This window comes from Marinomonas pontica (assembly GCF_036322735.1).
Lineage (GTDB): Bacteria > Pseudomonadota > Gammaproteobacteria > Pseudomonadales > Marinomonadaceae > Marinomonas > Marinomonas pontica.
This window is the reverse complement of the sequence record NZ_AP027271.1, coordinates 566578-593067: the sequence shown is the minus strand read 5'-3', so window position 1 is coordinate 593067 and position 26490 is coordinate 566578. Positions and strand designations below refer to the sequence as shown.

24 protein-coding genes are annotated in these 26490 nt (G+C 46.0%); 10 read left to right on the top strand and 14 right to left on the bottom strand.

Annotation, left to right across the window (positions count from 1 at the left end):
• The first annotated feature begins 166 nt into the window (after positions 1–166).
• Positions 167–2317: a methyl-accepting chemotaxis protein gene (locus AABA11_RS02760; protein WP_338265152.1), complete on the top strand. Its 2151-nt coding sequence runs from the start codon at positions 167–169 to the stop codon at positions 2315–2317.
• 107 nt (positions 2318–2424) lie between these two features.
• Here AABA11_RS02760 and AABA11_RS02755 read toward each other — a convergent pair whose 3' ends face one another.
• On the bottom strand, positions 2425–4278 hold the full coding sequence (locus tag AABA11_RS02755) for a bifunctional sugar phosphate isomerase/epimerase/4-hydroxyphenylpyruvate dioxygenase family protein (RefSeq protein WP_338265150.1): 1854 nt from the start codon (positions 4276–4278) through the stop codon (positions 2425–2427).
• A 336-nt stretch (positions 4279–4614) separates the two neighbouring features.
• Between AABA11_RS02755 and pcaQ the strand changes: the two genes are divergently transcribed.
• The gene (gene pcaQ, locus AABA11_RS02750) at positions 4615–5577 is read left to right on the top strand and encodes a pca operon transcription factor PcaQ (protein WP_338265148.1); all 963 of its coding nucleotides are present in this window, start codon (positions 4615–4617) and stop codon (positions 5575–5577) included.
• Between the two features lie 36 nt (positions 5578–5613).
• Positions 5614–6555 carry an AEC family transporter gene (locus AABA11_RS02745; protein WP_338265145.1) on the top strand — a complete coding sequence of 314 codons (942 nt, stop codon included), beginning with the start codon at positions 5614–5616 and terminating at the stop codon, positions 6553–6555.
• A gap of 28 nt (positions 6556–6583) precedes the next feature.
• Here AABA11_RS02745 and aroQ read toward each other — a convergent pair whose 3' ends face one another.
• The 6 genes from aroQ to AABA11_RS02715 form a co-directional block, all read right to left on the bottom strand.
• Positions 6584–7036: a type II 3-dehydroquinate dehydratase gene (gene aroQ / locus AABA11_RS02740; protein ID WP_265727346.1), complete on the bottom strand. Its 453-nt coding sequence runs from the start codon at positions 7034–7036 to the stop codon at positions 6584–6586.
• Between the two features lie 43 nt (positions 7037–7079).
• On the bottom strand, positions 7080–8012 hold the full coding sequence (locus tag AABA11_RS02735) for an AEC family transporter (RefSeq protein WP_338265143.1): 933 nt from the start codon (positions 8010–8012) through the stop codon (positions 7080–7082).
• Positions 8013–8066: 54 nt separating this feature from the next.
• On the bottom strand, positions 8067–8765 hold the full coding sequence (locus AABA11_RS02730) for a GntR family transcriptional regulator (RefSeq protein WP_265727348.1): 699 nt from the start codon (positions 8763–8765) through the stop codon (positions 8067–8069).
• Positions 8766–8873: 108 nt separating this feature from the next.
• Positions 8874–9728, bottom strand: coding sequence for a shikimate dehydrogenase family protein (locus tag AABA11_RS02725; protein ID WP_338265140.1), 855 nt, complete (start codon positions 9726–9728; stop codon positions 8874–8876).
• Positions 9729–9919: 191 nt separating this feature from the next.
• Complete coding sequence (locus tag AABA11_RS02720; RefSeq protein WP_338265138.1) at positions 9920–10768, bottom strand: class III extradiol dioxygenase family protein; 849 nt, start codon at positions 10766–10768, stop codon at positions 9920–9922.
• The gene (locus AABA11_RS02715) at positions 10768–11115 is read right to left on the bottom strand and encodes a protocatechuate 4,5-dioxygenase subunit alpha (protein WP_265727699.1); all 348 of its coding nucleotides are present in this window, start codon (positions 11113–11115) and stop codon (positions 10768–10770) included. Before AABA11_RS02715 ends, AABA11_RS02720 begins: the two co-directional genes overlap by 1 nt.
• 252 nt (positions 11116–11367) lie before the next feature.
• Between AABA11_RS02715 and AABA11_RS02710 the strand changes: the two genes are divergently transcribed.
• The 5 genes from AABA11_RS02710 (at position 11368) to AABA11_RS02690 (ending at position 16505) form a co-directional block, all read left to right on the top strand.
• Positions 11368–12582, top strand: coding sequence for a LysR family transcriptional regulator (locus AABA11_RS02710; RefSeq protein ID WP_338265134.1), 1215 nt, complete (start codon positions 11368–11370; stop codon positions 12580–12582).
• Between the two features lie 148 nt (positions 12583–12730).
• Positions 12731–13678, top strand: a complete 948-nt coding sequence (locus tag AABA11_RS02705; protein ID WP_338265132.1) for a Gfo/Idh/MocA family oxidoreductase — start codon at positions 12731–12733, stop codon at positions 13676–13678.
• Positions 13679–13754: 76 nt separating this feature from the next.
• Positions 13755–14738 (top strand): aldo/keto reductase, encoded by a 984-nt coding sequence (locus tag AABA11_RS02700; RefSeq protein WP_338265131.1) that lies wholly within the window; start codon positions 13755–13757, stop codon positions 14736–14738.
• A gap of 188 nt (positions 14739–14926) precedes the next feature.
• Entirely contained in the window at positions 14927–15682 is a 756-nt protein-coding gene (locus AABA11_RS02695) for a hypothetical protein (protein ID WP_338265129.1), read from the top strand.
• A gap of 1 nt (position 15683) precedes the next feature.
• A complete protein-coding gene (locus AABA11_RS02690; RefSeq protein WP_338265127.1) occupies positions 15684–16505 on the top strand; it encodes a sugar phosphate isomerase/epimerase family protein in 822 nt (273 codons plus the stop codon).
• Positions 16506–16563: 58 nt separating this feature from the next.
• Here AABA11_RS02690 and oadA read toward each other — a convergent pair whose 3' ends face one another.
• Complete coding sequence (gene oadA, locus AABA11_RS02685) at positions 16564–18372, bottom strand: sodium-extruding oxaloacetate decarboxylase subunit alpha (RefSeq protein ID WP_338265125.1); 1809 nt, start codon at positions 18370–18372, stop codon at positions 16564–16566.
• A gap of 17 nt (positions 18373–18389) precedes the next feature.
• Complete coding sequence (locus AABA11_RS02680) at positions 18390–19805, bottom strand: acetyl-CoA carboxylase biotin carboxylase subunit (protein WP_338265123.1); 1416 nt, start codon at positions 19803–19805, stop codon at positions 18390–18392.
• A gap of 166 nt (positions 19806–19971) precedes the next feature.
• Between AABA11_RS02680 and AABA11_RS02675 the strand changes: the two genes are divergently transcribed.
• A complete protein-coding gene (locus AABA11_RS02675; protein ID WP_265727706.1) occupies positions 19972–20922 on the top strand; it encodes a LysR family transcriptional regulator in 951 nt (316 codons plus the stop codon).
• Between the two features lie 209 nt (positions 20923–21131).
• Positions 21132–22457, top strand: a complete 1326-nt coding sequence (locus AABA11_RS02670; protein WP_338265121.1) for a methyl-accepting chemotaxis protein — start codon at positions 21132–21134, stop codon at positions 22455–22457.
• A gap of 83 nt (positions 22458–22540) precedes the next feature.
• Here AABA11_RS02670 and AABA11_RS02665 read toward each other — a convergent pair whose 3' ends face one another.
• From AABA11_RS02665 to AABA11_RS02645, 5 genes are read right to left on the bottom strand one after another with little or no spacing between them, the layout of a single operon-like run.
• The gene (locus tag AABA11_RS02665) at positions 22541–23395 is read right to left on the bottom strand and encodes a class III extradiol dioxygenase family protein (RefSeq protein WP_338265119.1); all 855 of its coding nucleotides are present in this window, start codon (positions 23393–23395) and stop codon (positions 22541–22543) included.
• Positions 23395–23757: a protocatechuate 4,5-dioxygenase subunit alpha gene (locus AABA11_RS02660; protein WP_338265117.1), complete on the bottom strand. Its 363-nt coding sequence runs from the start codon at positions 23755–23757 to the stop codon at positions 23395–23397. The genes AABA11_RS02665 and AABA11_RS02660 overlap by 1 nt, the downstream gene beginning before the upstream one ends.
• 32 nt (positions 23758–23789) lie before the next feature.
• Positions 23790–24662: an amidohydrolase family protein gene (locus AABA11_RS02655; RefSeq protein ID WP_338265115.1), complete on the bottom strand. Its 873-nt coding sequence runs from the start codon at positions 24660–24662 to the stop codon at positions 23790–23792.
• 49 nt (positions 24663–24711) lie between these two features.
• Positions 24712–25800, bottom strand: a complete 1089-nt coding sequence (locus tag AABA11_RS02650) for a 4-oxalomesaconate tautomerase (protein ID WP_265728675.1) — start codon at positions 25798–25800, stop codon at positions 24712–24714.
• Complete coding sequence (locus AABA11_RS02645) at positions 25793–26470, bottom strand: 4-carboxy-4-hydroxy-2-oxoadipate aldolase/oxaloacetate decarboxylase (protein ID WP_265728674.1); 678 nt, start codon at positions 26468–26470, stop codon at positions 25793–25795. Before AABA11_RS02645 ends, AABA11_RS02650 begins: the two co-directional genes overlap by 8 nt.
• Positions 26471–26490 lie beyond the last annotated feature (20 nt).

Here is a 26490-nt window from a genome sequence, read left to right as displayed (position 1 = left end):
CTCTGTGCTTTTGAGCGCATCTAGAGAAATATAATGTATTTTTATAAGTTAACGGAACATCAAACTGAAGTTAACAAAAGACAAAACTATGGCAAATATATTGCTTTTTAAAGACTCCCCCTAAGCAATGCAACGAAGTAGTGCTTAATGCAACGGAGCTCACTATATGAATTTGAAAAGCAACCAGATGTCACTTTCACCCTCAGAACGTCGTTGGTTACCTTGGTTTGGCGACACTGGACGCCTTTCACTTTTTTGGTCATGTTATTTAAACAAAGACACTTACCCAAATGTTGAAAAAACATTTGAGAGCATTGCCAATACAAGGGTGAAATTACTCAATACATGGGTAAACAACCAATGGTCGCAGCTGGATGTACTACTAGAAAATATTGTGGGGGGCTTTCCTCATATTGATCAAGATGCATTAGAAGAGCGCCTGAAAATGGTGCCAGATGTGTCGGAATATTTTGTCATCGATACGCAAGGAAAAGTACTGGGATCGACCACAAAATCTCGCCTAGATAAAATTGACCTCCACACCAAAGCCATTGAATCGGGCATCAAAGCGCCGTTTCTACATGGTCCTTATATTGATCCGAATACGGCCAGCATTGGCGCCTCCAGCTCTAAATTCCATGATGCGGTCACCTTGATGCTGTATCTGCCGATCAAAAAAGGCGAGGCAAGTATCGGTGCTGTTTGCGCCCGCATCCCTAACGACGTTATTGGTGACATTATTCAACGCGAGGCTGGGCACATTTACAAAGAATCAGGCGACAACTATTTGTTCATGGTGAAACCAGAATTCGACAAGACCATTTTGCCTGGTACCGCTCTATCTCGCTCTCGCTTCGAAGACAATACATTCAGCCATGGGGAAAACCTAAAAAGTGGCATTACAACTGACTGGGGAACCGTAAAAGTAAAACAACATACGGAATTTGAAATCCGTTTTACCGACCCAGCAACCAAAGCGCTTCACCCCGGAGTCAGAGAAACCATCAAAAACGGCCAAAACTTATTTGTCACCTACCCCGGTTATTCCGATTACCGCCACATTCCGGTGATAGGTAAAGGCGTGACATTCCAGCTAAAAGGCAGCCCTGATACATGGGGCATGATGTGCGAGGGGGATCTGGAGGAAGTTTACCGTCGTCGATCTATCAATTTAAAGCTGATGAAAAGCTACGCGTTTGCGTCCAGCGTGCCCATTGTAGTCAGCACAGCACTGCAAGCTTACACCAACTTATCTGCCGCGATGACAGCCACCGCGGCTTTTGTCAGCCTAGGCATCACAGGATGGCTATTTAACACGTTGAGCACCAAAAAAATCAGCACCAGCATGAGCCAAATGACGGAAGTGATTCAAACCATTGCGGAAGGTGAAGGCAACCTAAAACAACGCCTGAACGACGACCTAAGCCATGACGAAACAGGGGACATGGGACGTTGGATGAACAGCTTTATCGACAACCTAGACACCACCATGGGGCAAGTGATCTCGGCGAGCACCAACGTAAAAAAATCCAACGATTTCATGGTCAATACAAACGAAGAGGCACGCCAAGCCTCCCACTATTTAGAAACCACTGTCAGCAGCATGCTGCAGGTGTTCGAACAACAAGTAAACGAAGTACAAAGCGCATCACAAACCGCTGAAGCGCTCAAGCACACCATGGATCAAGTGGTGGCCGAAACGGCGTTACGCTTAAAAGAAGCCAAATCAGGCACGCAAGAAATTCGCGATGTCGTACGGGCGACGGCGGAATCGGTCAAATCCTTAGACCAAAAAACCAATGAAGTTGCCGGTATTATCACCACGATCTCAGACATCACTAACCAGACTAATTTGTTGGCATTGAACGCCGCCATTGAAGCCGCTAGAGCAGGCGAACATGGGCGCGGCTTTTCTGTGGTTGCGGATGAAGTTCGCAGTCTTGCTTCTAAAACAGCCGCCGCTGCAGAAGAAATACAAACGATGCTGGAAGGCATTCAAGAAGAGACTCGCAGCGCCGTCACCTTTATGGAAAAGGGCGCTGAAAACGTCGATAAAAACCTGCAGGCGAATGAGCAAAGCAATACTGGAGACAGCGCCCTGTATGAGCTGGTCGATACCATGTTTGATGCCATTTTATTGCTCAATGAAAGCAACAAGGAAAACGCCAACACGGCGCAAGAAATGGGCGCAGCGACAGAACAAATGCAGCGTTCGATTGCGGCTCTTCAACGACGCTCATCTCGAGTTGGGTTGTCAGCCTTGAAGCTCGACTCTCTCGTTGGACAGTTTCAAGTCACGGGTAAAACGCCCGTGTAATCATGAATCAAGCCGCGTAATTTAGAGTAAAAAAAACCGGAGGAAGTTGCCTTCCTCCGGCATAAATACACCCAATAGAATAAACCATCCCCCGCAATGAAAATGGCTTACTTTTTCTCTTGGCGTGCCTGAGAAGCAAGACGCACAAAGGCATTTGCCTCACCATAACGGCTGTAATCACCCACTCGTTGTACCACCTCAAAAAAGACACCATGAATTTCTTCCGTATAGAAATGGAAGAATTCCCCTTCATCGTTTTGGTCATACATAATGTTGTGTGATTGCAATTTTCGAATCATCTCTGAAGACAAACCGAAGCGCGCTTCAATGTCTCGATAATAGTTCTGTGGAATCGGCAGTTGTTTTTCACTGTCGATATTCTTAGCTGCAGCAAAAATATCATCACAAGCAAACGCAATCTGATGAACCCCAGACCCTTTCGACTTTTGTATAAATCGTTGCGCAGATGCACTGCGCGCATTGGTCATATTCAAAGGAATACGCACGCGTTTGTCTTTGCTTAACGCCGTCCGACTTACAACTAATCCGTGAATATCTGGCAAGTCTTGGCTGGCATCGATGTCAAAACCAAACAAAGATTTATAAAAGAACGAAGCCGACAGAAAATCCGTGTTGGACACGGTCTGACCAATGTGATCAAAGCGGGTCAGACCAACGCCAGTTTCCCCTTGAACACCTTGCACAGGGACAAAATCGACATCAAAAAATCGAACCGCTGCGTCCGCCGAAACAAGGTAAACAAGGCTATCGCCAATGCCACGAAGTGCCGGAATATTTAACTCACCTGGCCCTGCTTGATTGTCAAAACGATCGACCTTGTATCGCTCTGCCAATGACAAAGTCGCTTTCACATCCTCAGACGCAAACGCCATGGCGCACACAGACACTCCGTGTTTTTGGAAGTGTTCATGCGCTTGGCTTTTTGTTTCACGGTTCAATATCAAATTAATATTGCCCTGACGCATTAAACTCACGTTTTTAGAGCGGTGTTTATGGGTTTCATGGAACCCCAATTGCGCCAACGTATTGATCAAGGTTTCGCCACTTTCCCCTTCAATCGCAAACTCCAGAAACTCCACATCATGGACTTGTGGAGCAACAACCGGTGCAATTTTTTCTTCGCGCTTGCTGACGGTTTGATCATCAAGCCAAATCAGTGAACGCATGCCATCTACCGCTTTTTCTAGCGGTGAAGAGGAACGGAATTCGTCGTTGAAAATTTCATGCGACAAATAGTCATTAAACCCTTTGTCTTTTAGCACTTGTAAGAATTCGACCACAGGCATATCGCCTTGGCCTGGAAAGCAGCGGAAATGACGGCTGTACTGCAACACATCCATTTGCAAGCTGGGTGCATCGGCCACTTGCACAAGGGCAATCTTGTTTAATGGAATGTCATCACGCAATACATCTAAGGTATTTCCGCGAGAAAACATGTGGAAAGTGTCTAAAATAATCCCTAAATTAGGGTGATCGACTCGTTTAACCAAATCCCATGCTTCATGATAATCGGCAATATGGTAACCCCAAGCCAAGGCTTCATAACCCAGCATAATGCCTTCTTTTTTGGCTATTTCAGCAAGGGCAAACAAGTCTGCAGCGCAAACGTCACGATCCGCAGACGAATAGGGCTGAACATTACTGCAAAACAACAATCGATTCGTACCCAACTCATGCGCCACATCAATCTTATGTTGAAGCATTTTGGCCTTTTGAGAACGCATAGGTTCAGGCATTCCTTCCATATCACGGAAGGGTTGTAAGGCTATAATCTCAAGCCCCAAGTCTTGCGCCATACGACGCGCATCCCTTGGAGTACCATCAAACTGGGTTAAGTCGTTTTCAAAGATTTCTACTCCTTGAAAACCGGCTTTTGCCGCCGCTTCGAACTTTTCTCTTAGCGTGCCAGATAGGGTAACGGTTGCGAGTGCTGTTTTCATTTTTACGCCTTGGATGTCTGCATTTCATAACTAAAATGATATACGAGGAACAAAACTGTTATTTATTCCTTTGTTTAGTATTTTTTGACTCTATACTTAATGATATTGATGCTAGCACAAGAATTTTGGATTAGGCGCCACCACAAGAATGAAATAAAGCGCAAAAAATATATCGAAAAAGGAATACATAACGCCTTTCCAAAGGTATCTCTTAAGAGTGTAATATAGGACATCATTCCGTTATTAGCGCTTTTCATGAGCCTAATTCCTTGACGTTTCATCGCCAATGGCAACGCAATTGCCAGCAAACATACGTATACGACGGGAGACTCTTCCATGCTAGAAAACCGCATAAAATATCGCCATCTTCAATGTTTTTTAGAAGTGACTCGCCAAGGCAGCGTTGTGCGTGCAGCGGATGTCTTAGCGTTAACGCAACCTGCCGTATCCAAAAAGCTTAAAGAATTAGAAGAGATTCTTGGCGTACGATTATTAGAGCGCAGCAAGAAAGGCGTGGAACTCACCCCCTTTGGCAATGTATTTTTAGAGCATGCCAGCACCAGTGTGGCCGCGTTGCGAGAAGGCACCGAGCGTGTTGCTCAAGCGCAGCAAAAAGGCATCAGTCGAATCAGTATTGGGGTATTACCCACCGTCGCCACCAGCATTTTGCCGGAATCGGTAAAGCGCTTTCGCACCGGCGGTATTGATGTTCGGCTGCATTTGGTCTCTGGCCCTAACGCATTACTAATGAGTCAATTGCGCGTGGGTGAACTGGATTTGGTGGTCGGTCGATTAGGCGTTCCCGAGGCGATGTCTGGTTTGTCTTTTCAGCATTTATATTCAGAACAAGTGGCATTCACCGTTCGTCCCAATCACCCTTTGCTGAGTAAAGAAAACTTTCAGATCAGTGATATTGCGGATTATACGGTTCTTTATCCACCCAAAGGCTCCATTACAGCACCTTACGTGGACCGCTTTTTATTGTCTCAAGGGGTAGGAACCTTGACCGACCGAATCGACACGGTATCCGATTCATTTGGCAAGGAGTTCATCCGTAATAACGATGCCGTCTGGATCATTTCTCGTGGTGTTGTCGCGCGAGAAATCGCGGATGGTGAATTAGATGAGCTGCCAATTGATACAAAAGAAACGCTAGGTGCCGTTGGACTCACCACTCGAGCCGACTCCATACCCTCGATGGCATTAAAACTTTTTATGAATGCGATTAGGGACACTGCACAGACTTTGGACAGTTATTATAAACCTGTGGATCATCATAAAGATGGCCCTGTTATTTGAGCATTGATTAAATAAAAACCGTGATAGGACGCTCACATGTTGACTATTGTTGCCATCACCACCCCCATATTTATTATGATCTTATTGGGGTATTTTGCCGTTCGGATTAACCTAGTCCCTGGTGAAACGATTGCGGGTATGGCAAAAATCGTCATGTACTTTACGCTTCCCGCCTTGATATTCAGCACCTTGGCAAGAATGGAGTTCGATCAAGTCATCATTCCGAGTTACATAGCGACCTACGCCACCGGCTCACTATTAGCGCTGTTGATAGGCATGTTCATTAGCTCAAAAATCATGAAGCGCCCTTTAATCGAAAGCACATTAAAAGGCGCAGGAATGGCCTGCTCTAACTCGGCGTTCTTTGCCTACCCTGTTATGTTACTCGCCTTTAGCGATCCACCAACCGCCGCTTTTGCCATGGCGCTGATTGTAGAAAACCTATTCGTTTTACCCATTATCTTTATTATTCTGGAAATCAGTTCATCCAGCGGGCAGGGCTTAAACCCTCTCAGTATGCTCTATACTGTCGTGAAAAGGTTGATTAAAAATCCGTTGATTTTGGCCGTCACAGGAGGCGTATTAGCATCGACGTTTCATTTGGAACTGCCAGATGTAATTGACCGTGTGTTAGTGATGCTGTCTGGCGCATCCGCTACGCTTGCACTGATTGTACTTGGAGGGTCTCTCGTAGGAACCAGCCTGACTGGCAATATCAAAGACATCTGTTTTGTCACTGCTGGTAAGCTAGTACTACACCCATTAATGATCGCTATCGTAGCGTTATTTATGCCTGAAATGGACCGCAACCTCTTGCTCGGAGGCATTTTGATTGCGGCCGTACCTATGATGAGCATCTACCCAATAATTGGCAGCCAATATGGTTTCCGCTCGCTTTGTGCCAGCACACTGCTCATCACCACGCTCACATCCTTTGTCACACTGGCGATTATTTTGTCTTTGATGGGATTAAGTTAACCCAAGCCCTCAACAATCACCGTCTACATTACGCTTTGAGCTTATGCACTAAGCCCTGAATGCCCAATACATACCCTTGTACGCCCATACCAACCACAATACCCGCTGCGGCTGGCGAGATGTATGAATGATGACGGAAAGCTTCACGAGCGTGTACGTTGGAAATATGCACTTCAATTAAAGGCACATCGGCACCTTTAATGGCGTCATGCAACGCAACAGATGTGTGGGTATACGCACCGGGATTGAAAACAACGCCCAATACTTCGCCCGCTTTAATACGGCGACCTGCTTCATGAATTAGATCAATCAATACACCTTCATGGTTAGATTGATGGCATTCCACCTCATGGCCAAGCTTCGCAGCAGCATCACGGCACATCACTTCCACATCCGCTAAGGTCTCATAACCGTACGTTGCTGGCTCGCGGGTCCCCAACAAATTAAGATTTGGGCCGTTCAACACCATAATGGTAGACATAATTGTTTCTCCTAAATTTATGCGTAAACATTAAATCGTTCTATCACACCAAAAAGCGCAACAACACGCTCAAGGTAAAAAATGACAATACCGTTGTGATCAACAAGGTACTGGCACAAAAACTTTGCTCGCCATACTCCCCTCCAACAATGGGGTAAATACTAAACATGGGCAATGCAGCAAAAATAATCATCGCCACTTTCAGGTCACTTGCCATATTCGGAGCCAAGGTAAGCAACAGGGCAACCACGCAAGGAAAAAACACCAGCTTAGAAAAGGCCACCAAAGACATTTGCCCCAGACTGCCTTTTACTGACAAACCAACTAATGAACCACCAATGACAATTAAGGCCGCTGGAGCAGAGCCCATAGCGAGCATCTCTAAGCCTCGCATCATGAACGCCGGAAAGCTGAAGCCAAGAGCCGAGCAAACAACGCCGCTGAACACGGCTACAATGATGGGGTTACTTATAATGCGTTTCGCTACAGGAACAAAAATAGCATTGTCTCCTGCGTTTCGTTTCCCTAAAACAGTTTCAATAAAAATCAGTCCAATTGGAAAAAGAATCACATTCTCAACCATCACCACCATAGCAAAAGCGTGCACCATGGAATGATCGAAAAACTGCAGCAATATAGGAAAGCCAACAAACGCACTGTTAGGCATGGCAGCGCCCAACCCTCTCAAGCCACTTTGTTCCCACTGATCACGAAACAGCAACCGACTTAACAGCACGGTAAACGCAAAAGACGACACCCCACCTAACGCATAAATCACAAGATAATGAGGGTTAATTAATGACTGAAGGTCCATGCTCAGCAACTTAGTAAACACCAACGCTGGCAAAGCAAAATACATTACAAACTTGCTGAGTCCTGGTAGAAACTCTTTCGGAATAAAATGAAAACGCCCGCCGACATACCCAAGCAAGATAAGAAAAAATATCGGAGCAGTAATGTTTAATACAGCATCCATGTCATCATGTCCTCAAGATTAATAATGCGATATAGAAAGAGCTAATCGTTTGCCTCACACCATGGCCGCACTCGTCATTGGCAATTCAGGGGCTGGAAGATATAAGCCTTTTTGAATATGGGAATCCAACATGGTCATCACGGACTCAACGTCATCATCAAGAAGACATTGAAGTAAGGCTTGGTGCTCTGACACAGACGCCTGCCCACGAAATGGGCGACGATGTAAGGCCAACACCTGATAGCGCATATAAAGTTCTATGACCGATGCATGGTAACGAATAAGTTGTTGGGAACCACAGTGAGACACCATAGAAATGTGAAAATCTCGATCCGCTTTTTCCCAAACTTGAACGTGGTTTTTCTCATCTTCCATCATCAGCTTTTCAGCAAAATTCAAACGAAAGTGTGCACTAATCAAAGCGGATTTCCATTCCACATGACCGACGGTATTTTCCATGGATTTGCGCACCCCAGATAATTCCAGCATCTGACGAAGCTCCAATAGCTCTCGTAAATCCGCCGTAGAAACCGGTTTTACACTGAAACCTTTTTGATCAACAAACAGCACAAAACCATCCGACACCAGACGCATTAAGGTTTCACGTAAGGTATTCACACTGGCGCTATACCGAATACGCAAAGCGTTTAGCTTGAGCTTTTCACCTGGTGGTAGTTTTCCAGTCACAATATCGGAACGAAGCTGTTCGTAAACAGATTGTCCTACTAACTTACGGTCATCTGGGTTAATCATAGAAAAATCTCAGGGTCATGGCGTTTTTATAGTAATACCCAAACTAAAAGACGCCATTAGGCGTCTTTTTTCACTCATTCTATGGGTTTATTCGCTTGCCAACAATCTCTAGATCAATGAACTAACGACATCGTATTTTTCACGAAACTGATCCCACACTGGTTTTACATCCGTCACGACTTCACCCGTGAAAATTTCGAACGCATCGATTCCTTGGTAAAAGAATAAATCAAAACCGGAGACTATTTGTAAGCCTTTTTTGTTGGCTTCTATCAAAAATTCAGTGTCCATCGGCGTATAAACCGCATCAAATGCCCATTTTTGATTTTCAATAAACTCAGCCGCTAATGGCATTCCAGGGCTTTTGATATGGCCTACTGGGGTACAGTTTACCAAACCGTCGACTTCGGCCGCCGCTGTGGCGATGTCTTCTTTTGCAACGACACGCGCTTTATAACCCGCGTCGTTGATTGCATCGACTAGAGATTGCGCGCTGCGCTCACTTAGGTCAGACACCAACAACTCTGTCGCGCCAACTTCAAATAAAGCAAAACCAATCGCGCGGCCCACACCGCCCGCACCGATCATCAAAACTTTACCTGCAGGCAAATCGCCAACACGACCCTTATAGCCACGAATAAATCCCGTGTAATCGGTATTAAACGCGCACACCTTGCCGTCTTTTAATAAAAGCGTATTGCTTGCACCGACTTTTTTTACCGCGTCATTCACTTCGTCTGCACTGTCGATAGCAATTTGTTTATAAGGAAAAGTGACGTTCGTTCCCACAAAACCTAAAGAGCGAATTTCGGCCAATTTCGCATTAAACGAGGCAGCACTATCGTCTTCAGGCACTTGCAATTGATAATCCACTGGCAAGTTTTTTAGCTCGCCTAACATCATATGCAAAGAAGGAGAGCGCGAAGCGGCAATCGCCTGACCAATAAGACCGAGATGTAACATTGTAATTGCCTCCAACGTATTCCAAAAAAGAATGTCATAACAACAAAAATTGAGCGATAAAGAAAAAAAACGCTTCCTTTATCCTTGATAATGAAAGCGTATACCAAAACTCACGTTTTGTTGTATGACAATTTGACATGTATTTTGATTGGAAAAATTATATCAGCATGACAAATTGATAAAGCCCTGTTTTAAATAGCATCGGTTGTGACTAACAATTGCAAGCCAGCCCCCGTGTTCGAAATAGGCAAATGATAACTGCGATGAAGTTCAGTCAGCTTGCCCTGCAAAGCGCCACGCATCGCCAACCACATATTCAGCTCTACGCCCTGAGAACCGGCTTTTTCAACTAAGTCATAATTACTCAACTTCGTTAGTTCTTCAGGTTCATCTACTATTTTATCCATACAATACAAATCGAACGGCTTATTAATAAAACCCGCTCGTTGACCATCCAATTGATGCGATAAACCACCCGTGCCAAACACAACCACTTTCTGATCCCCAGCATAAGAACGAATAGCATCACCAATGGCCTTACCAAAGTCAAAGCAGCGGCTTGGCTTTGGCATGGGGTGACGTTCACAATTGATGGCGACTGGAATGACTTTAATGTGACCGTATTTGTGCCCTGGCCACATCAAGGTTAATGGTACAGTTAAGCCATGATCGACCTTCATCTCTTGGCACACCGTAATGTCGAACTCGTTTTCCACCAATTCATTCACAATATGCCAAGACAGCTCCGTCTCACCCGTCACCGGTGGAATTTCGGCAATCCCCCAACCTTCATCGGCATTCTCATACTGTGCCGCCGCACCAATCGCAAACGTTGGCTTACGGTCATGGAAAAACTCCAATCCATGATCGTTGTAAAAAATCACCGCGACATCCGCTTCTTGTGCATACAGCCATTCGCGAACCGGTGGATAAGCGTCAAAAAACGATTTCCAATACGGTGTTTGCTCAAGTCCTTTATCCATCGCCACACCAATAGCAGGAATGTGTGACGTTGCAATGCCGCCCAATATTTTCGCCATTATATTTCTCCCTGCTTCACTAAAAACGCTTTAAACTCGTCAGTCGACATGCCGGTTTGTAATCCACCAACATCCTGCACATTCAACCCCAATATGCCGGCAAATTTAGCGAGATAATAAATACTGCCCCCCGCTTCCAACATGGCAATAACATCGCGGTTTCTGACCGCCACCTTCTGATCCTCTGTTAACCCAAAGGTGTCATAATAGGCTTCTTCATCTGCTAGAAAAGCCGCTCGAGCATCCGCCTTATTGAACGAATAACACATTTTATTTAAGGGATACCCTTTCGTAGCCATGGGGCCATCAAACAGGATATTGCCCGGAATGGGACCAAGCTGATTCATTTTTTCCTCACAAAAAGTCAAAGTACTTAACAGAACTGACGTTCATTAGCAGCGAGTATAAAAACAAACACCTTGTACAATCCTTGACCTAAATCTATTTTTATACATTTAAAAAATAGAACGCATTCATTTTAATATATTTATCAACCGTGAAAAAAATGGCCATATATAGGAAAAAACAGGCAATTAATCCTTCATTTTGATTTCTTTGATATTCATTTTTGATATAGTTTAAAAAAAACAGGAGGTCATATGGAGATTGCGATACCCAACTTACGACACTTGCGCGTATTTCTTGCTGTGGCTGAGTTAAAAAGCATCACCCGAGCGTCTGAACACATCTTCTTGTCTCAGCCCGCGATTACCCAAGCCATTGCAAAGCTCGAAGGCTTGCTCGGCGCGCCGCTGTTCGAACGTCACTCTGACGGAATGTACCCCACCGCAGCGGGTGAAGTGTGGCAAAAACGAGTCAGTCGAGCGATAGATCACATCCATGCGGCAACCCTCGATATTGTTAAAGACAACACCCAAAAAGAACGTACGCCAAAGAATCTCATCGCGCTGATCAGCACCACCCAATTACGAGCACTCATCGCGGTATGTGAAGCCCAAAACTTCAGTATTGCCAGCCGTAATTTGGCCGTGTCGCAATCGTCCGTTCATCGTGCCGCACGGGATCTAGAACGTCTGCTGGGTGTGGTGTTATTCGAAAAAAACAGCCTTGGCACCAGCGCGACCAAAGCCGCACAGACATTATCCAAAGCCACCAAATTGGCGTTTAGTGAATTACGTCAAGGCATTTATGAGATCAACGCCCTACAAAGCAAAGACGTCAGTATGATCACCATTGGTAGCATGCCTCTGGCGCGTATGACCATCTTGCCAAAATCCATATTGCAATTTAACGAGCGCCACCCAGACGTCAACATCAACGTCACTGAAGGCCCCTACGCCGACTTACTTCATCACCTGCGCCAAGGCGACATCGACATCATACTCGGAGCATTACGTCATCCAACACCGGCTGACGATGTGGTTCAAGAAGAACTATGGGCTCCCCCCTTGTCGGTGGTCGCTCGTAAAGGACACCCATTGACGAACAAACGCCATATTAGCGCCGAAGAACTAGCCCAGTTTGCTTGGGTGGTTCCCGCCAAAGGCACACCGACTCGGCAAGCCTTTGAAGACATCTTTCACGACGCTAAGGTTGCCTTACCCACACGATTGGTTGAATCCAGTTCTCAAATTCTTATTCGAGAACTCCTCATCGAAAGCGACCGACTTACATTAATTTCAGCGCATCAAGTCGAGCGTGAAATTAATATTGAATTACTCAATGTACTCAATTTCCCATTGGACCACACCCGCCGTCCTATTGGCCTTTGTGTCCGTAAAAGCTGGCTTCCAACGGTAACGCAATCGCATTTTCTGAGTTTATTGAGAGAAATTTCCGAGCACTTCAGGTAAGTGAAAAAAATGAGGCATTGCATAAAATGAATAGCTAATGCGGTTTATTGATTATCCCCATTAGATGTCGAATGCTAGATTTGTGGCTAATATAAGACTCGGGCGACTCGCCCTCACAATAAACACTCGCACTTTTAGGAGTAGACTAATGAGAATTTGTATCGCAGGCGCATCAGGCGCTTTCGGCATGAAACACATGGATGCCATTGCGGCAATTGAAGGCGCTGAGGTCGTTTCTGTCGTTGGCACTAAAATCGATGCTATCAAAGCCTTCGCAGAAGAACGTGGCGTTCCACATTACACAACCGACCTGGCTGAAAGTTTGGCTCGTGACGACGTGGACGCGGTTATCTTAGCTACTCCAACTCAAATGCACGCAGCGCAAACTATCCAGTGCCTAGAAGCGGGCAAACACGTCATGTCTGAAATTCCAATGGCTGACACCATTGAAGACGCGCGCAAAGTCGTTGAAGTTCACAAAAAGACCAATCTTGTTGCTATGGCTGGACACACTCGCCGTTTCAACCCGTCACACCAGTGGATTCACAACAAAATCATGGCAGGCGAATTAAACGTTCAACAAATGGACGTGCAAACCTACTTCTTCCGCCGCTCAAACAAAAACGCCCTTGGTCAAGCACGCTCGTGGACTGACCATTTGCTATGGCACCACGCTTGCCACACTGTCGATTTATTCCAGTACCAAACAGGCGAAACGGCCAGCAAGGTACAAGCACTTCAAGGCCCAATTCACCCAGAGCTTGGCATTGCAATGGACATGAGCATTGGCATGAAAGTGCCTAATGGCGCAATTTGCACCTTGTCTTTGTCATTTAACAATGACGGCCCATTTGGTACATTCTTCCGTTACATCTGCGACAATGGCACTTACCTAGCGCGCTACGACGACTTGTTCGATGGTAACGACAACAAAATCGACCTAACTGGCGTTGCTGTTTCAAATAACGGCATTGAGCTGCAAGATCGTGAATTCATTGCCGCTATCCAAGAAGGTCGCGCGCCAAACTCGTGTGTAACGCAAGCGATTGAAGCAATGGAAACCTTGCATCGTTTAGAAGAATGCCTAGACGCTTAAGTTCGACGCTCTCGAAATACTACGATAAAACACAAACAGGGAGCTTCGGCTCCTTGTTTTTATTAAGGATTTTTTTATGTCAAAACATCCACATCTGACCAACCCAAATATCGGCCTAGGCTGTATGAATTTATCTCACGCTTACGGCTCGCCCGTGGCCGAAGAGCAGGCCATTGAGGCACTCCATCAGGCATTCGAGATGGGCTACCGACACTTTGACACGGCCACACTTTATGGCGGTGGTAATAATGAGCTTTTGGTCGGCAAAGCCCTGAAAGATCGCCGTGATGATTTTTTCCTTGCCAGCAAATGCGGCATGGCCATGGTAGATGGCAAAAAGGAGATCAACGGTCGACCCGAAAACATTCGCAAGCAATGTGAAGACAGCTTAAAACGCCTACAAACGGATCACATCGACTTATATTATTTGCATCGTTTGGATTTCAATGTACCTATCGAAGAAAGCGCAGGGGCATTGGGCGACTTGGTAAAAGAAGGCAAAATTGGCGCGGTCGGTTTGTCTGAAGTCTCAGCGGAAACCTTAACTCGCGCCCATAACGAGCACCCAATAACCGCCATCCAGTCGGAATATTCTTTGTGGACGCGCAATCCAGAAATTGCCGTACTGGAAACCTGCAAACAACTAGGCATTACGTTTGTGGCTTTCAGTCCTTTGGCTCGTGGCTTTTTAACCGGCACACTAAAAGACATTGCCGATTTAGAAGCCAAAGACATTCGTAACAATATGCCACGCTTTAACGCGGAACATTACCCGAATAATCTTGCCTTGCTGAATGATTACTTCAATCTCGCGAAAGACATTGGCTGCACTCCAGCTCAATTGGCTTTGGCTTGGCTCACAGCAAAAGACAGCAACATTATCTCTATCCCAGGCACGCGTTCGGTCAATCACATGAAAGACAACTTTGACGCTGGGCAGTTAACACTGGATGCCAAACAAGTCCGTTTGCTAGACGAAATGATCAACCAAAATAATGTGCATGGAACACGCTATACCGCCGCGCAACAAGCGGAAATAGACACCGAAGAATTTAGCTAACGCTTCCTTTGATAACGACCATCCAATCGAATCTATAATTTTTTAGCGATTCGATTGGATCATTTCTTCATACCTAAATCGCACTTTTTATTTGCGCACCCGCCATCCTGCTTATATGTTAAAAGAGTTATACATTAGCGCGTTCATAAGATGTGCTAAGCATTATTCATCTTTTTCTGGATCATATTATGGGTCAAAATGGCATCGAACCGTTGTCTACTGCAAACTTACTAGGCATCGAATTTATCGAAATAGTGGCGCCCTCGTTAGACAGTGTGACGCCATTATTGAATCAACTGGGGTTCACACTGTCGGCCAAACATCGCCGCAAAGATGTCTTCTTATTTCGGCAGAACCAGTTAAAAATCATCATAAACTGCTCCCAAGATCCTGCATTACAGGCGTATGTCGCCGATATGGGAATTGCGCTTTTTGCGCTGGCATTTAAATGTGATGACGCCTCCGCGGCTCACGCCGAACTAATCAAACGCGGCGCGTGGGATTCTTCAAACCATTCTGGCCCTATGGAAGTGAACATTCCTGGCATCGAAAGCGTTGGCGGCACATTAATTTATTTGGTGGATCAAGTGCGTGATGATCTCAGCGTGTATGACATTGATTTCAAAAAAATCGCCGCCACAGAAAATGCGCATGTGTCGCATACATTAGACCACTATGAAGAGTTTACCGTCCAAGTTGATCCAGACCGAGCCGCCACTTGGGTAACGTTTTTTGAACGATTATTTGGCTTCCAAGCCGTCGATTCGCAGTGTTTACAATTGCCCGGACAACACTCTGCACGCCTTCGTTTTGTCGAGATGGCCGCGACACAGCATGACAACGAATTCTTCAGTAACGTCACCTTTAAGGCAGGCGAACACCATCCCGCGTTGCTGCAAACACTGGCCAGTGATGATCGCGCCTTTGCCATAGAGGTCGTATAACATGCTTACAGTTGCGGCTAACTTATTACCCATCACATTAGACAGCAGATTCCATGAATTGGCTCAGCATGGATTTCTTCACATTGATTTGACACATAAAGACTTTGGGGCAGACAGACGCGATATCGAACACATCGCAGCGCTGACAAAACGTCACAACATTCAAATCAGCAGCGCCTCCAGTTTGCGAGAGTTTGGTGGAAACACCAACCATATCCACGAATACGATATGGATTTGGCGCGCAATTATTTAAAAACACTCGCGCAATTACATTGTCGTTTATTGGTTGTTACACCGCCGACCATCCGCTCCAAAAACATCGACAATCAGCAAATCTTGGCCGACCTTCGCGCTTTGGCCAATTTAGCGATTCCCTATCGTATTAAAATTGCACTAAAAGCGTTGCCTTGGTCGCCTTACATTGGCAGTTACCAAGCCGCGGCCGCACTTTGTAACGACGTCAACAGCCCCAACTTTGGCTTGGTGATTGATACGTTTCATTTTCTCAGTGAGTCGGAAGATATCGATGCACTTGAAACCCTTCCAACCGACAGTATTTTTCTCGTGCAATGTTCAGACTTCAATAGCAGCATGACCTATTCGCTCGAAGATCAAATAGAGACATATCACCATAAACGCCTGATTCCGGGCGATGGATATTACGAAAGCAGTATTTTGAGTGTGATGGAACACCTGCATCAAAAAGGCTATCGTGGCCACTACTCCATTCAGGCCAACCACCCTCAATACCAATCACAAGAAACCAACGAATTAATCGAAAAGCTAAAGGCCTTCCAAGCTCGTTGCCAAGACGTTCTATAACTCAGAAAAATGCAAAAAAAAGCGCCTTTATGAAAAGGCGCTTTCAATGTCATGTCAATTAAGCGATCTCAATCAACAGTTCACCCGGTGTGACACGGTCGCCTTTCTTAACGAAAACACCTTTAACTGTTCCAGACACATTGGCGTGGACTTCGGTTTCCATCTTCATGGCTTCCGTTACGAGTACGGCTTGACCTGCCGTCACGGCATCGCCTTCTTGAACAAGCACATCAATGATATTGCCCGGCATCGCCGCACTAACGTGACCCGGCTCTGTGGCACGCGCTCGACCTGCGCCACCCTCCGCAACGTATTCATTCAGCGATTCGAATACCACTTCTTCTGGCATGCCATCTAAAGACAGGTAAAGTTTGCGCTTACCAACCCCAAAGTCACCCACGCCGGTGATTTCCACGTTGTAGACTTCACCATGCACATCAATCTTAAACTCGGTAGCCAAGCCTCCTGCGGCTGCACTTTGACTCGCTTGTTCTGGCGGTAGCAAGACTTCTGGAACCAAGGTTCCGTCAGCACGTTGCTGTAAGAATTCACGACCTAATTCAGGGAACATAGCATAAGTCAGTACGTCTTCTTCTGATTTCGCTAACTCACCGATTTCATTGCGCAGTTTATAAAGCTCTGGCGACAACGAATCTGCAGGGCGAGCGTCATTAACCGCTTCATTGCCTACGGCTTTTTTCTGCACATCCGCATTTACTGCCGCGGGCGGCTGACCATAACCACCCAACAAATAGCGTTTCACTTCATTGGTAATGGTTTTATAACGCTGCCCCGCCAGCACGTTATACACCGCCTGCGTTCCCACAATTTGCGAGGTTGGTGTCACCAACGGCGGATAACCTAAGTCAGCTCGAACACGAGGGATTTCAGCAAACACGTCACGAATTTTGTCTAACGCATTTTGCTCTTTTAACTGATTCGCCAAGTTGGACATCATGCCGCCCGGCACTTGATTTACCTGCACAGATACATCTTCACGAGTAAATTCACTTTCAAATTGATGGTACTTTTTGCGCACATCACGGAAGTAATCGGCAATCTCGGACAACAAGGTCAAGTCCAAGCCGGTGTCGTAATCTGTGTCTTTTAATGCCGCTACTTGAGTTTCCGTCGCTGGGTGACTGGTGCCGCTGGCAAAGGATGAAATCGCCGTATCAATACGGTCGGCACCCGCTTCGATCGCTTTAAGCTGGCACAAAGGCGCCAAACCTGAGGTTGAATGGCTGTGTACTACCAAAGGTAAATCAACCGCTTCTTTGATGGCTTTCACCAAGTCATACGTCGTATAGGGTGTTAACAAACCAGCCATGTCTTTAATGGCAATGGAATCTGCGCCCATGGCTTGCATGGCTTTAGCTTGCTGGACAAACAAGGCTGGGGTATGCACTGGGCTGGTCGTATAACAAATCGTACCTTGCGCATGTTTACCGGCTTTTTTTACCGCTTTCATGGCTGTTTCAATATTGCGCAAATCATTTAGCGCATCAAACACACGGAAAACATCGATGCCGTTGTCGGCGGCCTTTTGCACAAAAGCTTCCACAACATCGTCAGCATAATGGCGATAACCCAACAGGTTCTGACCGCGCAACAACATTTGCAAACGGGTATTTGGCAAAGCAGCACGCAGTTGGCGTAAACGCTCCCAAGGGTCTTCTTTCAAAAAGCGCACGCAAGCATCAAAGGTCGCACCGCCCCACACCTCTAAAGACCAAAAGCCCACTTGATCGAGCTTCTCACAAATCGGCAGCATGTCTTCCGTTCGCATACGCGTGGCAATAAGCGATTGGTGAGCATCACGCAAGGTAACATCTGTCACTTCTATTTTTTGTTTAACTTGACTCATTTTCTTCCTCCTGCGGATTATCGACCAACGTGCGCTGCAATAGCGGCTGCCAACACCAAAGCGATGTCACTTGGGTGGCGTCTAACAGAATAATTTAATAATTCAGGGTGCGCTGGAACGAATCCCGTGTTGAACTCGCCCTTAATAAAATCTGGATGCTTTAGAATTTGCTGATAATAGTTGGCCGTGGTTTTAATGCCATGCAAACGCATATCGTCAATAGCCCGACGACCACGCGCAACCATTTCATCCCAAGTCAATGCCCACACCACCAGCTTCAAACACATGGAATCAAAATAAGGTGGGATCTCATAACCTGTGTAAATCGCCGTATCCACACGAACACCCGGACCACCCGGAGCGTAATAATGCGTAATACGACCAAAGCTGGGTAAAAAATCGTTCTTTGGATCTTCCGCATTAATACGGAACTGCATCGCATAGCCGCGGTAGGCGATGTCTTCTTGACGAAAACTCAGTGGCATTCCAGACGCAATCCGCAACTGTTCACGAACAATATCAACACCTGTAATTTGCTCGGTAATCGTATGCTCCACCTGCACCCGCGTATTCATTTCCATGAAATACACTTCATTGCCTGACAATAAAAACTCCACTGTGCCTGCGTTCTCATAACCCACCGCTTTGGCGGCGCGTACGGCGAGGTCGCAAATGTACTGGCGCTGTTCTGGGGTGAGTTGTGGGCTTGGCGCAATTTCGATCAGTTTTTGGTTACGACGCTGAATCGAGCAATCGCGCTCATACAAGTGGATCGCATTGCCTTGAGAGTCGGCCAATACTTGGACTTCGATGTGACAAGGGTCAACGATGCATTTTTCCAAAAACACCTCTGCGGAACCAAAGGCTTTGGTCGCTTCCGAGATAACTCGAGGATATTGCGAAGTTAATTCTTCTGGTGTGTCACAGCGTCGAATACCTCGACCGCCACCACCTGACGTGGCCTTAATCATCACCGGATACCCTACTTTCCCAGCCAATGCCAAGGCTTCTTCAAGATTGGCTAAATTGCCTTCTGAGCCTGGAGTGATGGGAATTCCCGCGGCACGCATGCTGTCGCGGGCTTGGGTTTTATCACCCATTTTATGGATAACAGACGAATGAGGGCCGATGAAGGTAACGCCTTTTTGCTCACACAATTCCGCAAAATGGGCATTTTCTGACAAAAAGCCATAACCTGGGTGAATCGCATCACAACCCGTTTCTATGGCTAAGTTGACAAGACGCAACGGGTCTAAATAACCGGCAAGAGGATCTTCGCCCAACGAGTACGACTCGTCGGCACGTTTTACATGCAATGCGTATCGATCCGGTTCCGTAAATATAGCAACAGAGCGAATCCCAGCCTCTGAACAAGCGCGAATGATACGAACCGCAATTTCACCTCGGTTAACGATCAACACTTTTTTTAACATGAGTCACTCCTTTATTGTTGAAGCATTTCTATTGAACACTTAGCAGACTACTCAAAGATTAACCAAAGTAAAAATTGATATTACGATGGTTATGTATAACCTATACCTTATGGATAAGAGTCTTATAGATAAAAGCGAGCTAAAAAGTTAAGAGGAAACAAAAACAATGCCTCAAAGCGTTCAAACTTTAGTCAATAGACTGACATTTAGACAATTACAAGTGTTTAAAAGCGTGTATGAGCTAAACAGCTATAGCCGAGCTGGTGACATGCTGGGGCTCAGTCAACCCGCCGTCAGCAACCAAATACGACAGCTTGAGCAGGCACTGGAAAAGCCACTGTTTGAATACGTTGGTCGACAGCTATACAGCACTGCTACAGCCAAACGTTTGGCAAAATGCATTCATGCCATATTCGATGAAATACAGTGCTTTCAAGACGATCTATCTCAAGAAACTGGATTGATATCTGGCGAGCTAAACTTAGTGGCGGTGAGCACAGCGCAGTATGTGGTGCCATACCTACTTCGTGCCTATACCAGCCTGCACCCTAATGTCACAGTTAAAGTCAGCGTCATGAATCGAGCCGCCGCCATTGAACGGCTTAATGAGAACCACGATGAACTTGCGATCATGGGCATGGTACCAAACGATAAACCCATGTTTAGCATACCGTTTTTAAACAATGAACTGATCGCAGTCGTGCCCAAAAACCACCCTATTTTAAAAACACCAGACATCACGTTAAGTGCGTTTTTAGACCAACATCTATTATTAAGAGAGCCCGGTTCGGGCAGCCGTCTGGCATTGGAACTTCACTGTCAAAAACAACGTATTCGCTTACAAGCGGAAATGGAAATTGGCTCTAACGACGCCATCAAGCACGCCGTGATTTCAGGGTTGGGGGTTGCCGTCTTGCCCAAACTAGGCATTCTGTCTGAACTGGCTCTTGGCTCCTTAGTCGAAGTGCCGATCAAAGACTTTCCCCTTCGCCGATCGTGGTGCTTAATCCACCCACAGGGTCGTCATCCAACCCCAACAATGCGGTCATTTATCGACTATATCCAGCAAAATATCGGTCAATTTGAGAAAACCTTTGCAAGAATGGCGGAGCCATAATCCGCCTTTTCTACTGCACACAAATACAACCTTTCATTCCAAATACTTTCCCAAACGGTTACGTAAACACATACACCGCTCACACACCTCACACGTATACAACAAATCATCAACATTAAAAAAGCACAAAATCGACTAAATTTCGACAATCAAACAAACAACGACAAGGAATAGGTTGGCTTATTGAAGATCCCGATCGAGGAATCACTATGTTTTTTACAAAAAAAGATAAAACAAGCGCAAACATTAAAGCGATTGAGGCAGCGGCTTCTTATCAAGAAGACAAAGCCCTCATTAATGCCATGGAAAAATTCTGTGCGACCATTAGCTTTTTACCTGATGGCACCATCATTGACGCCAATTCATTATTCCTCAGCACAGTAGGCTATGGTTTAGAAGAAATTGCAGGGCAAAAACACGCGATGCTGTGCCCAAGCAAAGTAACTTCAAGCCCAGATTACAGTCATTTTTGGTCTGATTTAGCCGCCGGAAAAAGCAAAGAAGGCACCGTATTACGCAAACACAAAGACGGCTCAGATATTTGGCTAGAAGCCACTTACTTTCCTGTTGAAGTAGAAGGAAAAGTCGTTAAAGTCATTAAAATTGCCACTAACGTAACCCAAAATAAGATGGCAGCAGACAGTCAAAACTCTATTTTCAAAGCAATAGATCGATCCTCTGCGATAATCGAATTTTTACCTGATGGCACAGTTATTACCGCCAACAACAATTTCGTTAACACCATGGGCTACAAATCGGTAAGCGAAATAACCAACAAACATCACCGTCAATTTTGCCCACCAGAATTTTATCAAGAAAACCCAAGATTTTGGGCAGAGCTGGCTAGTGGTGAATTTAAAACAGGCCAATTTAAACGAATCAATAAACAAGGACAAAATGTTTGGATAGAAGCCAGCTACAATCCGGTGTTTGACCAATTTGGGAAAGTTGTTAAGGTCATTAAAGTTGCCTCTGACATTACGGAACGAGTTAATTCCCAACTGGCGATCCAACATGCCGCTGAGATAGCGCATTCGACGTCCGTTGAAACCGCTCAGGTATCTGAAAATGGCGCGCAGATATTACGCAGAACAGTAGAAACATCTGACAAAATCGTCGCGGATGTGGAAACGTCAACAAACCTTATTGAACAGCTTAACCAGCAGTCTGAGAGCATCGCCAAAATAGTCACCACCATTGGTTCGATTGCCGACCAAACGAACTTGTTGGCGCTAAACGCCGCGATAGAAGCCGCTCGCGCTGGCGAACATGGCCGTGGTTTTGCCGTGGTGGCTGACGAAGTCCGAACGCTGGCCTCACGCACCAGTAAATCAACCATTGAAATTGAAGAAATGGTCGCGCAAAACAGCAATTTAACCTTACAAGCCAAGTCCAGCATGAGCAAAGTGAGTGAACGCTCGACAGAAAATGCCCAATTAATCGATGAAGCATCAGGCATCATTGATGAGATATTAAAAGGCGCGCTTCATGTATCCAACACAGTCAATAAGCTACTGGATATAGAAAAGAGTTAAGCGTTTAAGAACCGAGTTTTTAGCCCAATAAAAAAGGCGACTCATTGAGTTTCAAATGAATCGCCTTTTTCAGCAGCAAGAAGTTACTCGCCTTTCGGCATCTCATGCTCTAGCAACATCAGACCAGAACCTGTGTTGGAAATAGGCGCATGATAATTACGGTGTAATTCCGTCACTTTTCCCAGCAAAGTACCGCGCATGGCGATGTGCATGTTCAATTCAACGGCTTGCGCGCCGCCTTGTTCAACAAGATCCATATTGGTGTACTTGGTTAACGCTTCTGGATCAGACACCAGCTTATCTAAGCAATCGATATCAAATGCGCGGTTAATAAAACCTGCACGCTCGCCATCCAATTGATGAGACATGCCACCCGTACCAAACACAACGACGTTAATGTCTTCTTCATAAGACTGAACAGCACGACCGATCGCTCGCCCCAGTTCAAACGTACGCCAAGGCTGAGGCATTGGATATTGTTCGCAGTTAATGCACACAGGAATGACTTTCACATGACCGTATTGGTGTCCTGGCCACATCAAGTTCAGCGGCACGGTTAGACCGTGATCAACCTTCATTTCTTGGCAAATAGTCATGTCAAAACCTTCGTCAACAATGCTGTTCGCAATGTGCCAAGACAGTTCCGATTCACCCGTCACCGGTGGAATCGTCGGGATTCCCCAACCTTCGTCGGCGTTATGGTATTCATCCGCCACACCCATCGCGAACGTTGGCTTTTTATCAATGAAAAATTCTAAGCCATGATCATTGTAAAAAAGAATGATCACATCTGGCTTTTTCTCATTGAGCCAATCTCGCACAGGAGGATAAGCATCAAAGAACGGTTTCCAATAAGGGGTTTGTTCCAACCCATTGGCCATTGCATTCGCAATGGCTGGTATGTGAGACGTGGTTACCGCGCCAATAATGTTCGCCATTAGACTTCTCCTCGCCCATTCTTCTCAAGCATCGCTTTAAACTCATCGGTGCTCATGCCAGTTTGTAAGCCGCCAATGTCTTGCATGTTTAGCTTTAACAAGCCGGTAAACTTAGCCAAATAATAAATACTGCCACCTTCGCGCAGCAAGCCAATCACATCTTTGTTGCGGATGGCTTCTTTTTGCGCTTCCGTCAGCTTGAATTTTTCACAGTACGCTTCTGGATCCGCATTAAACTCATCGCGTGCCGCTTGATCGTTGAACGAAAAGCACATTTTGTTTAATCCGTAGCCTTTTTTGGCCATTTTGCCATCAAAAAGGTACGTGCCCTGAAACTGTCTGTCTGAATAGTTACTCGCCATATGGGTAGCCTCTGCTTTATATGTCGTTAGATTTATGCCCAATACAGACGCATTGGGTTGTCCACCAACAACGCTTGTTGCAACTCTTTCGTTGGCGCAATATGAGGAATTACATCCACAAGATGACCATCGTTTGGCGCTTCCACTTTCATGTTCGGGTGCGGCCAATCGGTTCCCCACAATACACGATCAGAGAACTGCTCAACCAAAGTACGGGCAAAAGGATACACATCCGAATAATCTGGCGCATGCTGAGTCAAACGCTCAGGGCAACTCACTTTACACCACACATTATCGTTGTCCGCCATGAAGTTAACAAAGCGTTTAAAGTCAGGATGATCCACGCCATTGGCAACATTTGGCGTCCCCATATGGTCAACCACAATCGTGGTATTCAACTCTTTCAAGAAAGGAATCAATTCCTCAAGATCGGCCGCTTCAAAATACACAACAATGTGCCAGCCGAAAGGGCGAATTTTGTCTGCGATGGAGAAAAATACTTCTTTTGGCGTACTGTCTACCAAACGCTTCACAAAGTTAAAACGCACTCCGCGGACGCCCACAGCGTGCATTTTTTCAATGTCTTCGTGAGTAATAGAATCATCCACAAACGCAACACCACGCGCCAAATCACCCGCCGTTTCCAAAGCATCAATCAACGCGGAATTATCGGTACTGTGACAAGAGGCTTGTACGATAACATTGCGAGAAAAACCCAAATGGTCACGCAACGCAAACAACTGCTCTTTCGAAGCATCGCAAGGCGTGTATTTGCGTTTTGGATGGTAAGGAAATTTATCGGCAGGACCAAAAACATGGCAATGCGCGTCTATCGCGCCCGCTGGCGCTTTAAATTCTGGCTTACTTGGTGCCGAATGAAATGGAATATAATCTTTGTCCATCATGTTCAAATACCTTTTTTATAATTCGTTTTATCATCAATAAGAAAAAGCGTTATAGACCATTACCATGAGCAAACACTTGCCCATCAAATAATTTTCTCGCAGTGCGTAAAATAGCCGCTGAGCCGACATCGCCATTGTCTTCTTGATCCAAAATAACCGTCATTGCGCCGATCGGATGCTCTACATCTAATGTCATACGCGCGCTTGATTCGTAGTTAGCCACTTCATTAGCAGGCGACCCTTTCAGCACCGCCGCAGTCGCCACACTCACCGCACCCAACACGCCAATAGAAGCGTGACAGCGATGAGGAATAAAAGTACGAGTGGAAATCGCGCCACCGTTGGTCGCCGCGCTCACCATGGTCATCTTAGGAACGGATTTTTCTTTCACGTCACCCAAATTCATCATAGGGCCAACTTGCAAGCGAATAGATTCTAGCTTCGCACGCAATACGTCATTGGCTTCAAGCTCTTCACGAGTCTCTGTCCCCGTAATGCCCATGTCCGCTGCGCGCATAATCACCACTGGCATGCCGTTATCGATGCACGTCACTTCCACGCCATCAATCACATCGACCACATTGCCTGTTGGCAATAAAGCACCGCAACTGGAGCCCGCCGTATCTTGGAAAACAATGGGAACTGGCGCTGAAAAGCCCGGTACGCCGTCAATGCGAGCATCGCCTTCGTACTGCACTTCGCCGTCTTTTACTAACACACGAGCCACCGCGATTTGTCCTGTATTTTCCATGAAGATACGCACAGAGGTTTCGCCTTCCTGAGCCGCAACCAAGCCACGTTCGATGGCAAACGGTGCAATGCCGGCTAAAATGTTGCCGCAGTTTTGCGCATCGGTAACAATCGCTTGATCAACAAACACCTGCAAGAACAAATAGTCTACATCGGCATCGTCGCGTTCCGATTTTTTCACCACGGCGACTTTCGACGTCAATGGATCTGTGCCACCAATGCCGTCGATTTGACGTTCATCAGGAGAGCCCATCACGCGCAATAAAAACTGCGCACGAGCATCAACATCAGTCGGTAAATCTGCGGCTAAGAAGTAAGCACCTTTTGACGTGCCACCCCGCATCCACATACAAGGCGCACTCTTTATAACGCCTGAATGTTTAGACATACTTTAAGCCTTTCTCTTTTAGGCGTGGGCGCATTTCATAAATGTCTAAGCCCAATTCACCATTCGCCATACGTATGCGTTTTGATTCTTCATTCGCCATACGCTTACGAGACAATTCCAATACTTCAGCAGCATTCTCACGACGCACTACAACCACACCGTCATCATCGGCCACAATTACGTCACCTGGGTTCACCAAGGCATCAGCGCAAACCATAGGAACGTTAACGGAACCAACGGTTTCTTTAATCGTACCTTCTGCAAATACCGCTTTTGACCACACAGGGAAGTTCATTTGACGCAAATCACGCGTGTCGCGAACACCGCCTTCGATGATCAGACCCACCACGCCACGAGACTGTGCAGACGTCGCAAGCAAGTCACCAAAGAAGCCATGATTAGAAGGAGACGTTGGAGCAAACACCATCACGTCACCCGCTTTGCATTGCTCAATAGCTACGTGCATCATCCAGTTATCGCCAGCGGCACCAGAAATAGTCACTGCAGAACCCGCAATGGTTTTGTCCATCTGAATCGGACGCATGTAATGCGCTAATAAACCAACGCGACCTTGAGACTCGTGGATTGTCGCTACGCCGCACTCCGCCAAACCGTCGATTACCGCTTGGTCTGCACGTTCAATATTTTGTACTACTACATTATTTCGCATGATGTTTTATCCCCTTGTAA

Excerpts from the sequence above, each read along its gene's own strand:
- AABA11_RS02735 (WP_338265143.1), bottom strand. The coding sequence starts at position 8,012 with ATGGATGCTGTATTAAACATTACTGCTCCGATATTTTTTCTTATCTTG.
- AABA11_RS02725 (WP_338265140.1), bottom strand. The coding sequence starts at position 9,728 with ATGTTACATCTCGGTCTTATTGGTCAGGCGATTGCCGCTTCGCGCTCT.
- aroQ (WP_265727346.1), bottom strand. The coding sequence starts at position 7,036 with ATGTCTACCATTATGGTGTTGAACGGCCCAAATCTTAATTTGTTGGGG.
- AABA11_RS02700 (WP_338265131.1), top strand. The coding sequence starts at position 13,755 with ATGTCAAAACATCCACATCTGACCAACCCAAATATCGGCCTAGGCTGT.
- AABA11_RS02720 (WP_338265138.1), bottom strand. The coding sequence starts at position 10,768 with ATGGCGAAAATATTGGGCGGCATTGCAACGTCACACATTCCTGCTATT.
- AABA11_RS02695 (WP_338265129.1), top strand. The coding sequence starts at position 14,927 with ATGGGTCAAAATGGCATCGAACCGTTGTCTACTGCAAACTTACTAGGC.
- AABA11_RS02675 (WP_265727706.1), top strand. The coding sequence starts at position 19,972 with ATGCCTCAAAGCGTTCAAACTTTAGTCAATAGACTGACATTTAGACAA.
- AABA11_RS02705 (WP_338265132.1), top strand. The coding sequence starts at position 12,731 with ATGAGAATTTGTATCGCAGGCGCATCAGGCGCTTTCGGCATGAAACAC.
- AABA11_RS02760 (WP_338265152.1), top strand. The coding sequence starts at position 167 with ATGAATTTGAAAAGCAACCAGATGTCACTTTCACCCTCAGAACGTCGT.
- AABA11_RS02670 (WP_338265121.1), top strand. The coding sequence starts at position 21,132 with ATGTTTTTTACAAAAAAAGATAAAACAAGCGCAAACATTAAAGCGATT.
- AABA11_RS02680 (WP_338265123.1), bottom strand. The coding sequence starts at position 19,805 with ATGTTAAAAAAAGTGTTGATCGTTAACCGAGGTGAAATTGCGGTTCGT.
- AABA11_RS02715 (WP_265727699.1), bottom strand. The coding sequence starts at position 11,115 with ATGAATCAGCTTGGTCCCATTCCGGGCAATATCCTGTTTGATGGCCCC.
- oadA (WP_338265125.1), bottom strand. The coding sequence starts at position 18,372 with ATGAGTCAAGTTAAACAAAAAATAGAAGTGACAGATGTTACCTTGCGT.
- AABA11_RS02745 (WP_338265145.1), top strand. The coding sequence starts at position 5,614 with ATGTTGACTATTGTTGCCATCACCACCCCCATATTTATTATGATCTTA.
- AABA11_RS02755 (WP_338265150.1), bottom strand. The coding sequence starts at position 4,278 with ATGAAAACAGCACTCGCAACCGTTACCCTATCTGGCACGCTAAGAGAA.
- AABA11_RS02665 (WP_338265119.1), bottom strand. The coding sequence starts at position 23,395 with ATGGCGAACATTATTGGCGCGGTAACCACGTCTCACATACCAGCCATT.
- pcaQ (WP_338265148.1), top strand. The coding sequence starts at position 4,615 with ATGCTAGAAAACCGCATAAAATATCGCCATCTTCAATGTTTTTTAGAA.
- AABA11_RS02655 (WP_338265115.1), bottom strand. The coding sequence starts at position 24,662 with ATGATGGACAAAGATTATATTCCATTTCATTCGGCACCAAGTAAGCCA.
- AABA11_RS02730 (WP_265727348.1), bottom strand. The coding sequence starts at position 8,765 with ATGATTAACCCAGATGACCGTAAGTTAGTAGGACAATCTGTTTACGAA.
- AABA11_RS02650 (WP_265728675.1), bottom strand. The coding sequence starts at position 25,800 with ATGTCTAAACATTCAGGCGTTATAAAGAGTGCGCCTTGTATGTGGATG.
- AABA11_RS02660 (WP_338265117.1), bottom strand. The coding sequence starts at position 23,757 with ATGGCGAGTAACTATTCAGACAGACAGTTTCAGGGCACGTACCTTTTT.
- AABA11_RS02690 (WP_338265127.1), top strand. The coding sequence starts at position 15,684 with ATGCTTACAGTTGCGGCTAACTTATTACCCATCACATTAGACAGCAGA.
- AABA11_RS02710 (WP_338265134.1), top strand. The coding sequence starts at position 11,368 with ATGGAGATTGCGATACCCAACTTACGACACTTGCGCGTATTTCTTGCT.
- AABA11_RS02645 (WP_265728674.1), bottom strand. The coding sequence starts at position 26,470 with ATGCGAAATAATGTAGTAGTACAAAATATTGAACGTGCAGACCAAGCG.